The 13,538-nt window shown below is 70.2% G+C and carries 9 protein-coding genes and 1 pseudogene; 8 read left to right on the forward strand and 2 right to left on the reverse strand.

Features of this window, described 5'->3' with window-relative positions; genetic code table 11:
- Nucleotides 1-401: 401 nt before the first annotated feature.
- The 5 genes from IRT45_RS34755 (at nt 402) to IRT45_RS34775 (ending at nt 9,550) form a co-directional block, all read left to right on the forward strand.
- Nucleotides 402-4,076: an IniB N-terminal domain-containing protein gene (locus tag IRT45_RS34755; RefSeq protein WP_194809999.1), complete on the forward strand. Its 3,675-nt coding sequence runs from the start codon at nt 402-404 to the stop codon at nt 4,074-4,076.
- Between the two features lie 54 nt (nt 4,077-4,130).
- Nucleotides 4,131-5,999, forward strand: coding sequence for a dynamin family protein (locus IRT45_RS34760; protein ID WP_194810000.1), 1,869 nt, complete (start codon nt 4,131-4,133; stop codon nt 5,997-5,999).
- Between the two features lie 44 nt (nt 6,000-6,043).
- Nucleotides 6,044-7,639, forward strand: a complete 1,596-nt coding sequence (locus IRT45_RS34765; protein WP_309241288.1) for a dynamin family protein — start codon at nt 6,044-6,046, stop codon at nt 7,637-7,639.
- Nucleotides 7,640-7,760: 121 nt separating this feature from the next.
- Complete coding sequence (locus tag IRT45_RS34770) at nt 7,761-8,648, forward strand: haloalkane dehalogenase (protein ID WP_194810001.1); 888 nt, start codon at nt 7,761-7,763, stop codon at nt 8,646-8,648.
- A gap of 44 nt (nt 8,649-8,692) precedes the next feature.
- Nucleotides 8,693-9,550 carry an RNA polymerase sigma factor gene (locus IRT45_RS34775; protein WP_194810002.1) on the forward strand — a complete coding sequence of 286 codons (858 nt, stop codon included), beginning with the start codon at nt 8,693-8,695 and terminating at the stop codon, nt 9,548-9,550.
- Between the two features lie 4 nt (nt 9,551-9,554).
- Here the strand turns inward: IRT45_RS34775 and IRT45_RS34780 are convergent, their stop codons facing one another.
- Both IRT45_RS34780 and IRT45_RS34785 read right to left on the reverse strand, forming a co-directional pair.
- Entirely contained in the window at nt 9,555-10,715 is a 1,161-nt protein-coding gene (locus IRT45_RS34780; protein ID WP_194810003.1) for a zinc-binding dehydrogenase, read from the reverse strand.
- A gap of 31 nt (nt 10,716-10,746) precedes the next feature.
- Complete coding sequence (locus tag IRT45_RS34785; RefSeq protein ID WP_194810004.1) at nt 10,747-10,983, reverse strand: hypothetical protein; 237 nt, start codon at nt 10,981-10,983, stop codon at nt 10,747-10,749.
- A 149-nt stretch (nt 10,984-11,132) separates the two neighbouring features.
- On the opposite strand from IRT45_RS34785, the gene IRT45_RS34790 reads away from it, so the two are divergent.
- The 3 genes and pseudogenes from IRT45_RS34790 to IRT45_RS34800 form a co-directional block, all read left to right on the forward strand.
- Entirely contained in the window at nt 11,133-12,206 is a 1,074-nt protein-coding gene (locus IRT45_RS34790; protein WP_194810005.1) for a DUF1707 domain-containing protein, read from the forward strand.
- A gap of 9 nt (nt 12,207-12,215) precedes the next feature.
- A complete protein-coding gene (locus IRT45_RS34795; RefSeq protein WP_194810006.1) occupies nt 12,216-13,037 on the forward strand; it encodes a DUF1707 domain-containing protein in 822 nt (273 codons plus the stop codon).
- 122 nt (nt 13,038-13,159) lie between these two features.
- A pseudogene (locus IRT45_RS34800) lies at nt 13,160-13,538 on the forward strand (endonuclease); the annotation flags it as partial.

The raw sequence follows: 13,538 nt of genomic DNA on the forward strand, positions 1-13,538 counted from the left end.
CCGATCCGAAACGGTGGCGACGAATGTGAACAGAGACATTTTCCGGGTCGGCGCTCGCGGAAGTGGAGCCGGTCGCGGCAACCGTGCGCGACGACCCGACCGTGATGCCGAGCGTCAGGCCCTGAGTCATTCGAGAACCCCTGTCGTTGGTATTTGCGGTCGTCACGAATATTTACGGTCGTCACGATCTATCCCACTGTCGGTTGCCGGGGGGCCGTCGTTACCGCTGATCCGGAAGGTTCGGGGAAAGTCCCCTAATGCTCCCGAATCCCCTATCGGCACCGATACGGAAATCAGGGGATTCGCCCCGTTTCGCGTAACGCCGGAGGTTCTTAGCGTGAAAGGCAATTCGACTGCTGCGGATCGACACGATGGTCCGCCGATCCAGGAGACGATCTGCGATGACCCCCAACGCCATTCTCGAATTCATCCTCAACCTGTTGCGCGACCACGAGGCCGCCGTCGGTTACTGCACCAACCCGACCGAGTCGCTGTGCGCGGCCGGGCTGGAGGCGGTGACGCCGGAAGATATCGCCGCCGTGGCGCCGATGGTCGCCGAATCCGCCCTGGTCACCGGTGGCTCGCAGCTCGCCGCCATCGTGGCGGCCGGGGGCGGGGCGGCCGCCAACGGTGGACTCGGCGCGACGGCCGGTGGTAGCGGCGGAGTCGCGGGCGGCCTGGCCGGCGAAGCGGGGGCGATCAGTGAAGCCAACCTGGGAGCCGGGGCCGCGCTCGGCGGAGAAACCGGAATCGAGGCCGGTGCGGGCCTCGGTCTCGGCGCGGGCCTCGGCGCCGACCTGGGGGCGGGGCTGTCCGCCGGTCTGGGTGCGGCCGCTTCGCTCGGTGCGGGCGCCGCGGCCGGGCTCACCGCCGGACTGGGTGCCTTGACCGGGGTCGCGGTCGGCCTCGGCGGCGCACTCTCGGGCACCGGCACCGCCGGCACCGATCTCGGCCTCTCCGCCGGAATCGAAGGCGCCGCAGACACCGTCGCGCAGGTCGGCGCCGACCTCTCCACTGGAATCGAAACCGGCATCCAAGCCGGAATCTCCTCCGCCGCAACAGGATTGACCGAAGCAACCGCGGGACTCGGCGCCGGCCTCGGCGGAGCGCTGAGCGGTGCGGCCGAAGCCGGCGCAGGCCTGGGAACCGAACTCAATGGAGCACTCGGCGGCGCAGCCGAAGCCGGCGCCGGCCTGGGCGCAGCCCTCGGAGGCGCTCTCGGCGGCGCACTGAACGCCGGCGGGGAACTCGGCACCGGACTCGAAACCGGACTGGGCGCGGGCCTCGGCGGTGCCCTGGGCGGCGCGGCGGAAGCCGGCGCGGGCCTCGGCGGTGCCCTGGGCGGTGCGGCGGAAGCCGGCGCGGGCCTCGGCGGTGCCCTGGGTGGTGCCCTGAACGCGGTCGGTGATCTGGGTGCGAGCTTGTCCGGTGCTGCGGGTGCGGCGACCGGCGTGGGCTCGGAACTCGGGGGTGCGCTGGGTGGTGCCGCCAACGCCGGAGCTGATCTCGGAGGAGCGCTGGGTGGCGCGGCGGAGGCCGGTCTCGGCGGCGCCTTGGGCGGCGTGGCAGCGGCGGGCGCGGACCTCGGTGGTGTCCTCGGCGGCGCGGCCGACGCGGGTGCCGGCCTCGGTGGTGCCCTCGGCGGCGCGGCCGACGCGGGTGCTGGTCTCGGTGGTGCCCTGGGTGGCGCGGCGGAGGCGGGCGCGGGTCTCGGAGGTGCCCTGGGCGGTGCCGCCAACGCGGGTGCCGGCCTCGGTGGTGCGCTGAACACGGCGGGCGATTTGGGTGCGGGCTTGTCCGGTGTTGCGGGTCCGGCGACCGAGGTGGGTTCCGAACTGGGTGGTGCCCTGGGAAGCGCGGCCAACGCTGGAGCTGACCTCGGTGGTGCGCTGAGCGGTGCGGCCAGCGCCGGTGCTGGTCTCGGTGGTGCGCTGGGCGGTGCAGCCAACGTGGGTTCCGAACTGGGTGGTGCGCTGGGCGGTGCCGCCAACGCCGGTGCTGATCTCGGTGGTGCGGCCAGCGCCGGAGCTGGTCTCGGTGGTGCCCTGGGTGGCGCGGCCGACGCGGGTGCTGGTCTCGGTGGTGCCCTGGCTGGCGCGGCGGAGGCGGGCGCGGGCCTCGGTGGTGCCCTGGGCGGTGCAGCCAACGTGGGTTCCGAACTGGGTGGGGCGCTGGGTGGTGTGGCCAACGCTGGTGCTGATCTCGGTGGTGCGCTGGGCGGTGCGGCCAACGCTGGTGCTGATCTCGGAGGAGCGCTGGGCGGTGCGGCGCAGGTGGGCGCGGGCCTCGGTAGTGCCCTTGGTGGTGCCGCCAATGCAGGGGCGGGTCTCGGTGGTGCGCTGAGTGGTGCCGCCGACGCGGGTGCCGATCTCGGAGGAGCGGTGGGTGGCGCGGTGGCGGCCGGTGCCGGTCTTGGCGGTGCGCTCAATGCGGCTGGTGATGTGGGTGCGGGCTTGTCCGGTGCTGCGGGTGCGGCGACCGGGGTCGGGTCGGAACTCGGTGGTGCCCTGGGTGGTGCGGCCAACGCTGGTGCGGGTCTCGGTGGTGCGCTGGGTGGGGGCGCGAATGCCGGTGCGGGACTGGAGGGTTCGCTCGGGGACGCGGCTCACTGGGGCAGCGCTCTGGGGGGTGTGACGCAGGCCGGAGCAGACTTCGGTGGAGCTCTCGGGGGTGCGACCGAAGCGGGGGCCGGTCTCGATAGTGCTGCGAATGCGGGCGCGAGTCTCGGCGGTGCGCTCGGTGGAGCGGCGAATATGACTGGGGGACTGGGTGATTCGCTGGGTGGTGCGGCGAATGCTGGTGCAGGTCTCGGCGGTGTCCTGAACGGTGCGGCGAACGCTGGTGCAGGTCTGGGTGGCGCCGTGGGCGGTGCTGCGAATGCTGGTGCAGGTCTCGGCGGTGCTCTGAGCGGTGCTGCGAATGCTGGTGCGGGACTGGGTGGTGCCGTGGGCGGTGCTGCGAATGCTGGTGCAGGTCTGGGTGGTGCCGTGGGCGGTGCTGCGAATGCTGGTGCGGGACTCGGTGGTGCCTTGGGTGGTGCCGCCAATGCTGGGGCCGGACTCGGCGGTGCCCTGAGCGGTGCGGCGAACGCTGCCGCGGGGCTGGGGGGTGCTACCAGCATCGGGGCCGGGCTCGGTGGGGCGGTGGCCTCGGGGGCGCAGGGCGCTACCGGGCTGGAGACCGGGTTGTCGGGTGGTCTCGGCGGCGCGGTGCACAGCGGTGCCGATCTGTCCGGGGCCGCGGCTTCGGGTGTTCATGCGGCCGGGGATCTGTCGTCCTCGCTGTCGGGCGCGGCGACGTCCGGGGTGAACAGCGCGTCCGGCCTCGGAACCTCGCTGTCCGGATCGGCCGATGCGGGAGTCCATACGGCCGGCGACTTGGCGACCTCGCTCTCCGGAGCCGGCGCATCGGCCGTGCACGGCGCGGGCGATCTGGGCACATCGCTGTCCGGCGCGGGTGCGGGGGCGGTCCACAGTGCGGGCGACCTCGGCACGTCGTTGTCCGGTGCTGGTGCCGGGGCCGTCCACAGTGCCGGTGACCTGGGTACGTCGTTGTCCGGGACTGCCGCGTCGGGTGTGCACAGTGCCGGTGAGCTGGGCAGCTCGCTGTCCGGGACGGCGGAGTCCGGTCTGCACGGTGCGGGCGGTCTGTCGACCTCGCTGTCGGGCGCGGCGGATTCGGGGTTGCACGCGGGTGCCGATGCGAGTTCGGGTCTGACGGGCTCGGTCGATTCGGGGCTGCACGCCGGGACGGATGCTTCCTCGGCGCTCTCGGGTACGGCCGCCGGCACCTGGTCCGGCGTCGATGTGTCGCACGCGTTCGGCAGCGGCGTCGGAACCGATATCTCCGGTGTCGGTACCTCGGGGATCGGCGGCGGCGTGGACAGCGCCCTCGGCGGAACCGCGCACAGCGGCATCGACAGCACCCTGGCGGCGGGCGGTAACAGCTCGCTGTCCGGCGGGCTCGACACCGGCGGTCACACCGATTCGAGCCTGTTCGGCGACGCGTCCGGTCATGCCTCGACCATGACCGATACGCACGCCTCGGGTGACATCACCGGCGGACTGCTGCACTGAGGGTAGCGGCCAAGCATCGGATTCGGTAACGAAACAGGTTGGGGTGCAACGAAAATGAGCAGTGTGGTCGCGGCGAACACCGCCCCGGAGGCGTCTGCCTCACCGCTGTCGCGGATTCTCGCCGAAACCATCACCGCCGCGCGCACCGCCGATCGCGACGATCTGGTCGGCCGGCTGGAGGTGCTGGCCGGCCGGATCCGCGACCCCCGCCGCCGCATCGTGGTGGTGGGTCTGGGCAACCAGGGCAAGAGCCAATTCGTCAACGCGCTGCTGAATCTCGATATCAGCCCGGTCGGTGACGATGCCACCACCGGGGTGCCGATCGTGCTCGCCCACGGCCCGCAGGCCCGGGCCGAGATCGTCATCACCACGCCGTCCGGTGACGAACGGGACAATCGGCGGATATCGGTGCCGCTCAGCGATATTCACACCGTCACACCGCAGTCTCCGCACGGCCGGGTGGCGCGGGTGGAGATCGAACTGCCGAATCCGCTGCTGGCCGACGGGATCGTCGTCATCGACACCCCGCCGGTCGGCGGTCACGCGACAGCCACGGCCGCGGCGGTTCTCGCCCTGGCCCCGGCCGCCGACGCGGTGCTGGTGCTCTCGGACGCCTCCACCGAACTGACCGAACCGGAGGTCGACTTCCTGCGGCAGGTGCGTGAATTGTGCCCGGCCGTCGCCCTGATACTCAGCAAGATCGACCTGTATCCGCATTGGCGTCAGGTCTTGCAGGCCGATCAGGCACATCTGGAGCGTAATCGCCTGGCACTGCCGATCATTCCGGTATCGGCCCTGCTGCGCAGCCACGCCATGCGGCTGCAGGACCAGCAACTGGGCCGGGAATCCGGTTTCGGTGTGCTGTTCGACTTCCTCCGGGAACAGGTGGTGGCCCGGGACCAGGCGGTGGCGCAGCGCGCGGTGGCGCTCGATATCTCCTCTGCCGCAGAGCATCTCGCGCTGGCGCTGAGCAGCGAGCTGGTCGCCCTGCGTGACCCCGAACGCGGTGCGATGGCCATCCGCGAACTGCGCACCGCCAAGGCGCAGGCCGAGGAGCTGCATCGCCGGACCGCCGCCTGGCAGCAGACCCTGGGCGACGGCATCACCGATCTGGCCGGCGATATCGACCATGATCTGCGAGATCGGTTGCGCGCCATCGGCAGGACCGCCGAGGAGTGGGTCGACGAGAACGACCCCGGGAGGCTGTGGGATCAGCTGGAGCAGTGGCTGATGCAGACGACCGACACCGCCATCGGCGACAATCTGCTGTGGACGCATCATCGCGCGATCCACTTGGCCGAGCGGGTGGCCGAGCACTTCCTGGAGTTCGGCGCGGTGGATCTGCCCGCGGTGCGGTCGGGTTCGGAGCTGGAGGAATCGCGGGTGGCGGCGGTGACGCTGGCCGATCTCGAACCGGATCTCGGCATCGGCCACAAACTGCTCGTCGGTATGCGCGGTTCCTACGGCGGCATGGTGATGATCGGTCTGGCCAGTACGGTCGCCGGCCTGGCCCTGATCAATCCGGTCTCACTGGGCGCGGGTGTGCTACTGGGCGGCAAGGCTTTTCGCGACGACAAGCGGGAGCGGCTGGCCCGCAAGCGCAGCGAGGCGAAGATGGCGGTGCGCCGTTACCTCGACGATGTGAGTTTCGAGGCGGGTAAGGAGTCGCGCGACCGGCTGCATCGCATCCATCGCATTCTGCGCGATCACTTCACCGGAATCGCCGACCGGAGCCTGCGCTCGATCAACGATTCGCTGCAGGCCGCGCAGGACGCCGCCGGAGTGGCCAACGCCCAGCGCGCCGAGCGGTGCGCGGAACTCGAGCGGCAATTGCGCGTGGTGGCCGAACTGCGACGTCATGCCGATGTGATGCTGCCGCCCGCGGGTGCGTCCGGACGTCATGCGCGCGGGGCGCAGTCGTAACCCAGGGCACCGGGATTCCCAGACTGCTCGGGTACGGTCGACGCGTGAGTTACCAGGTCAGCGACCAGACGCCGGGCATCGTGGGGGAGGCGCGCCGGTTGGTTTCGGCCGCCCGCCAGGCCTACGCGCCGCGTTCGCGCCCCGCCGCGATGCTCGGTGACTGTGCGCGCCGTCTCGACCAACCGCTGCGGGTCGCGCTGGCCGGGCAGCTCAAGGCGGGTAAATCGACATTGCTCAATGCGCTGGTCGGACAGGACATCGCGCCGACCGATGCCACCGAGTGCACCCGGATGGTGACCTGGTACCGCCACGGTCCGGCGCCGCGGGTGAGCGCCCTGGCCACCGACGGCGCGAGCGCCGATGTGGTGGTGCGGCGCACCCCCGGCGCCGACGGCCTGCCCGGAGCGCACGGGTTGAGTTTCGACCTGTCGGCGCTGCGCTGGAACGCCGCCGGGGAGCACGAGGTCGACCATCTCGATGTGCAGTGGCCGGCCGCCACCCTGGCTCGGACCACCATCATCGACACCCCGGGGACCTCGTCGCTGTCGCGGGAGGTGTCGCTGCGCACCTCGCGCCTGCTGACGCCCGACGCGGATGCGGCGGTGACCGTGCCCGAGGCCGACGCGGTCGTCTATCTGCTGCGCCGGCTGGACGCCTCCGATATCGGATTCCTGGAGCGCATCGGCGCCGGAGGGGCTGCCCGGCAGGGTGTTTCGGGTCCGCTCGGCGTGATCGGCGTGGTTTCCCGGGCCGACGAGATCGGCGCCGGCCGTATCGATGCCCTGCATTCGGCGCGCGAGGTCTCGGCCCGGTTCGCCACCGAACTGGAACGAACCGGGTTGTGCCAGGCGGTCATTCCGGTCGCCGGTCTGCTCGCCTTCGCCGGCGCGACGCTGCGGCAGCGCGAATTCGACGCCTTCGAGGCGCTGGCGCGGATCTCGGTGGACGATCTGAGCATCGCGCTGCTGTCCGCGGACCGATTCGCCCATCCGGAGCTGCCGCTGCCCGTGCCGGCGGATCTGCGGGCGCACCTCGCGGCCCGGTTCGGCCTGTTCGGCATCCGGATGGCGGTGACGCTGATCCGCCTGGGGGTGCGCGATTCCGCCACGCTGGCACGGGAACTCGCCGAGCGCAGCGGTGTGGAGGAACTGCGGACGGTGCTGGATGTGCAGTTCGCCCAGCGAGCCGATCAACTGAAGGCGCATTCGGCGTTGACGGCGGTGGCGCGCATCGTGGCCGCCCATCCGGGCACCCGCGCCGACGACCTGCTGCCACATATCAACAGCCTGTTGGCGGATGTGCACGGATTCGCCGAGCTGCGCCTGCTCGGGCGGTTGCGCACCGACGAATTGCCCCTGCCCGCGGACGATGTCACCGAGTTGTACCGGTTGATCGGCGGTTCCGGCGTGGCACCGCACCTGCGCCTGGGGCTGCCGCCGGAGGCTCCGGGCGGCGAAGTGCAGGCGCACGCGGTGGCGGCGGTGCGGAAATGGCGTGGTCGGGCGCGCCATCCGCTGGCCGACCGATTCACGACCGAGGCCTGTCTGACCGCGGCGCGGAGCGCGGAGGGAATCGTCGACCAGCTGCGGGAACCGGAAACCACGCCGATGGGCCGGGTGCGCCCGCCGCGCGCCCGCTGACCCCTCGAGACTGCGATGTGTCCCGCATCACAGCAGATGCCTGTCACAACCTGGTCCGGCCTGTGTCGAAACCGGATGTAAGGGCCGAGAAATCGGCCGGGCACCGATCCGAGGACACATCATGCCGACCGTCGTGACTCTCGATTCCTTCGTCAACTACCGCGAGAGCGGCACCGGACCGGTTCCGGTGGTCTTCCTGCACGGCAACCCGACCTCGTCGTATCTGTGGCGCAACGTGATTGCGCATGTCGACCCGCTGACCCGGGTGCTGGCGCCGGACCTGATCGGGATGGGGGAGTCGGGCAAGCCCGATATCGCCTACCGGTTCGCCGATCACGCCCGCTACCTCGACGCCTGGTTCGATGCCCTGGAACTGGAGGAGGTCGTGCTGGTGGGCCACGACTGGGGTGGGGCGCTGGGTATGGACTGGGCCGCGCGGCATGCCGACCGGGTGCGCGGCGTCGCGGTGCTCGAGACGTTCCTGCGACCGCTGAACTGGTCCGAGATGCCCGAGCAGGGCGCGGAGCTGTTCCGGCGGTTCCGGTCACCGGAGGGCGAGCAGATGATCCTGCGCGACAACATGTTCATCGAGTTCAATCTCCCGTTCGGCGCGCGCGGCCTGACTCCGGCCGACCTGGACGTGTATCGCGCGCCGTATCCGACGCCGGAGTCGCGGCGGCCGATGTTGGTGTGGCCGAGGGAGATTCCGTTCGACGGCGAGCCCGCCGACGTCGCCGCCGTCATGGACAACTACGGCCGCTGGATGGCATCCACACCGGATATCCCCAAGCTGGTGATGGCTGTGGATGCCGGCGTCGGCCTCGGATCGTCGGACGCGGTGGAATGGGCGCGCCAGACCTTCGCCGCGGTCGAGGTCGTCGGAATCGGTGCGGCCGGACACCACGCACCGGAGGACCGTCCCGATGCGATCGGAGCGGCCGTCGCGACCTGGCTGCGCGACTCGCAGCTCACGGAACCTCGAACCGAGGTCCGGGCAACGCGGCAGTGACCTGCGCCGTTGCGGTGCCGTCCGCGGCACCGCACGATAGGTCGATGAGCGTTGACGACGCCGACGAGCGGGTGGCCGAAACCGCCCTGGTCGATCGCGCCGTGGCCGGTGACCGGAGCGCGGTCACCGAGGTGGTGCGGCTGCTGCAGGATCCGCTGTACCGCTTGGCCTTACGGATGACCGGCAATCCGTCCGACGCCGAGGACGCGGTGCAGGAGATCCTGCTGCGGGCTGTCGGCAATCTCGCGAGCTGGCGCGGCGAGGCGAAGCTGACGACCTGGGCCTATCGCATCGGCGTCAACTATCTGCTGAATCAGCGCCGCCGCAGCCCGCAGGAATCGGCACAGCTGGAGCTGGACGGCTTCGGCGCCAATCTGCTGGAGGGGCTGGCCGAACAGGATTACCGGGGCCCCGAGGCGACGGTGCTCACGCGGGAGGTCCGGCTCGTCTGCAGCCAGGCGATGCTGCAATGTCTCGCTCGTGACGAGCGGGTCGCGTTCGTGCTCGCCGATGTCTTCGAACTGTCCTCGGCCGAGGCCGCGTGGATTCTCGGCATCGGCGCGGCGGCCTATCGGAAACGATTGGAGCGGGCGCGGACTCGGCTCGGCAACTTCCTCGACTCCACCTGCGGGGTGGCGAATCCGGCAGCGCCGTGCCGATGTTCGCGCCGCGTGCGGACCGCCGTCGATCAGGGCCGGGTGCGGCCCGGCAGGCCCGGCCTCGCCGGGCATCCGGTGACGCCCGGCGGTCGCAGTGCGGCCGATGCCGAAGCACAGATGGCCGGCCTGCACGATGCCGCGTCGATCCTGCGGGCCCATCCGGATTACGCGTTGCCGCCGGCCCGGCTGGAGGCGATCGCGACCCTGCTGGACTCCGGACGCTTCCCGCTGCTCGACCGCTGAACGATCACACGTCGATCAGCGAACTCGACGGGTCCACAAGGATTTTCGCGTGCTGTTCGGGACTGCCCAGAGCGGCGAAGGCATTGTCGACACCTGCCAATCCCACGGTCCCGGTGATCAACGGGGCCGGGTCGACCTTACCGTCGGCGATCATGTGCAGGGTGTCGCGGAATTCACCCGGGTCGTAGCCGAAGGCGAAGCGCAGTTCGATCTCCTTGTTGATCGCCATCGCGGGCCGGAAGCGGTCGGTCTCCATACAGACCCCGACCACCACGATGCGGGTCAAAGGTGGTGCGTTGGTGAGCAATTGGTCGATGATGCCCGGTACGCCCACACATTCGAACACCACCGGCCCGCCCGGCGCCGCGTCCAGGCTGTGCGCGAGGCGGAACAGGTACCACCAGGGCAGTTTCGGGATGCTGCGCAGTCGCGTCATGGTGTCGAAACCCAGATTGAGGATATCGGTGACGCCGGAGATGCGACCCTTCGCGGGGTTGGCCGTCCACGGCGATTCCAGATTCGGATCCACCACCACATTCGCGCCACACCGGCGCGCCAGTTCCCGGCGGCGCGGTGAGAAGTCGCTGGCGACAATGTTTTTCACGCCGGCGGCGCGTAGCATGCTGATGACCGCGAGGCCGATCGGCCCGCATCCGACCACGAAGGCGGGCTGGTTGCGACCGACCCTTCCCTTGCGCACCGCATGCCAGGCGACGGCCATCGGCTCCGTCAGCGCCGCATGGTCGGTGGCCAGCCCGTTGGGCACCGGGAACGTCATGGATTCCTGCACCACGACCTGTTCGGCGTAGCCGCCGGGCGCCTGCTCCGACAGCCCGGTGAGTTCCGGTGTGCGCCCGTTGCGCACGATCGGCAGGGCCACCACCCGGGTGCCCGGCTGCCAGCGTTCGCGGCATCCGGGGCCGTATTCGACTATCTCCCCGACGAATTCGTGACCGAGCACCACACGTTGATGGGAGCGCATGAAGTTCGGATAACCGGTGACGGCCGCGAGCTCGGCCAGTTCGTCACAGTGCAGGCGGGCGTGCAGATCGGATCCGCAGATCCCGCATCGCGACACCGCGATCACCAGCTGGCCGGGCCCGGGTTTCGGCGCCGGGATATCCGCGACTTCCAGCTTGCCTTCCGAACACACCACGGCCTTCATATCCGCACGGTACCGCGCGGGATGTGCCGATTCAGCGGGATTGCGGAGGAACACCCGCGGACAAACTGTCCAGATTTCCGAGCAGATCGATCAGCAGGAATTTCACCAGCGGCGAGGTGCAGCCCTGTTCGGTGCAGCCCACATTCGAGGAGCCCAGCATGGGGCCGTCGGTGAGGGCCGGTTGCGCGGCGGCTGCGGTCCCCGCGGCGAACAGTCCACCCGTCATGAGCGCGGCGGCGACACCGGCGGCGGCGAGACTGCGTTTCATCGGTTCCTCCATAGTCGATCGGTCCCCGACCACATCGATGCGACTGTATGGGTGACCGCCGGCTGCCGAAAAGACCCCAGAGGTCGGGGGTCGCCCCGGTCGCGCTCCGACACGCCGAGATGCGGATGCCGAGTCGCTACCATCCAGGGGTGAGCTCATCTGGGTCCGGAATGCCGGGTATGCCGGCACCCGGCAGTATGCGGGCCCGCGATATGGACAGAGTTCAAGCGCGCACCCTGCTCGATGCGGCATTCGACGAGGGCCAACTGGGCGCCGACGAGTACCACGACCGGTCCGACCGCGCGGCGACCGCGAAGACCGTCGGCGAACTGCGGAATCTGGTCGACGATCTGCAACCGCCCGCCGGCGGTGCGCAATGGAAGCAGCCACCGGGCCCGCCCCGGCGGGTGGGCCGCTATCCGGCGCACATTCGTGCCCGCGACGCCGACCGGGCCGAAACCTGCCGAGCCCTCGACACCGCCCTGGCCGACGGCCAGCTCTCGGCGCAGGAACATCAGACCCTCACCGATCTGACCGCGGCCGCCGAAACCCTCGGCGACCTGGCCGAACTGACCGCGGATCTGCAACGCCCCGCCGAGGCGCCGATCGATCCGCGGGCGGGGACGCAGAGCCGGACGGCGTGGTTCGCGGGTGCGGTGGCGGTGGCCGTGACCGCCGCGGCGGTGGGTGGATATCTGCTGACGCATCGGGTCGCCCCCGCTCCCGAACCGGTGGCAGCGGCGGCGCCGCAGGTGGTGCGGCCTTTGGTGCTCGAGACGCCCGACCTCACCACGGTAGCCGGCTTCGAGAAGTTCCGCGGCGACTACCAGGCGAAATTCGGCGATACCACCGTCGACGACCTGACCCTCTTTCCCGATTTCGCCTCGGTCGACCGCACCTCGGCGCGGCAGCCGAATCGGGTGGCCGACTACTCCTACCGGGGTGGCTTCATGCCGTCGACCGCCGTCACCACCCGTTCGGCCGACAAGCCGATCTTCGACCTCGCCGCGGTGAACACGTCCGCGCTGGGCGACCTGATCGCGCGGGCGGTACCGCTGCTGAAGGTTCCCGGCGGCGCGGTGAGTCATATCGGCATGGGCATCGACACCATCACCAAGGTGCCGACGATCAGCATCTACGTCGGCAATTCGTTCAACGAGAACGCGTACCTGGAGGCCACGCCCGCAGGCGATCCGATTCGCGTCTATCCATTCCACACATAGGTGCCGCCGATGGGAACCTTCGACACATCCCGCCGTACCGGCGCGTCCTCCGGCGCCGCGAACAGCGCTCTGCGCGTGCGTGATTCGGATCGCGTCGACGCCTGCGCGCTGCTGGACGCCGCCCGCGACGACGGCCAGCTCTCCGAGGGCGATCACCAGCGGCGCACCGCCGCGGCGATGAGCGCCCGCACCTTCGCCGATGTGGAGAAGGTCATCGGTGATCTGCAGATTCCGGCCAATCTGGTCGACGCTCCCGTCGTGCGCCCGGCGCGACGCCGACGGTCCAGGCGTTGGATGGTGGCCGGTGGGGCCGTGGCGGCCGCGGTACTGATCGGAATGTTCTGCGGCTGGGTGAGCAGTGACAACGGTCCGCTCGCCGATCACACGCCGCCGGATATGACGACCGCCGCCGGCATCGAAGCGTTCCTCGCCGATTACCGTCAGCACTACGGCGATCTGCTGGCCGACGACGTGACGCTGATGCCGGAGCACGCCTCGATCGAGCGGCCCCGCCCGGGGGACCCGTCGACCACCGAAAGAGCCTCCTACAAGGGCGGATTCGATACCTGGACTACCAGCAGCCGCGATCCGAAACTCGCGCCTATCGACCTCGGCGCGATCGATGTGCCGAAGTTGGCGGCACTGCTGGCCGGCGCCCCGCGCACCGTCGGGTCACCGCAGACGAAGGTCAGTCATCTGATCATCGGTCGCGACAGCTCCGCGCCCGACCACCCGCCCACGGTCACGATCTTCACCGAAGGCGCTCGCAGCGGGCACCTGGTGGTCGCGCCGTCCGGCGAACCGCTGGTGGTCTTCAAGTCCCAGCCGTGAGGCAGTGAACGTCCCGGCTGTGAGGCAGTGAACGCCGACCGTTCTTTCCGGCGGGTTTCACCTGCGCGTCTCGGGTTAGCCGGGAAGTGAATCGCCGGGTCGACGAAAGCGGGGTGTCGCAGATGAGTGGGAACGAGGATCGGATCGCCCGGGAACTGCTCGATCGAGCGGGGACCACCTATGCGGCCGAGGCGGGAATCTCCCTCGCCGACAAACCGGCTCCGCTGTTCCAGCTGTTGGTGCTGGCTCAATTGATGAGTGCCCGGATCACCGCCGATATCGCCGTCGCCGCCGCGCGCGAGCTGAGATCGAGCGGCTACCGCACCCCGCAGCGCGTCGCCGAGGCCGACTGGCAGGACCTCGTCGACGCGCTGGGACGCGGCCACTACCGCCGCTACGACGAATCGACCGCCACCCGGCTCGGTGAGAACGCCACGATCCTGCTCGACCGCTACCACGGCGACCTGCGGAAACTGGCCGAGGAAGCGGATCGCGATCCGG

This window comes from Nocardia sp. BSTN01, assembly GCF_015354405.1.
Classification (GTDB): domain Bacteria; phylum Actinomycetota; class Actinomycetes; order Mycobacteriales; family Mycobacteriaceae; genus Nocardia.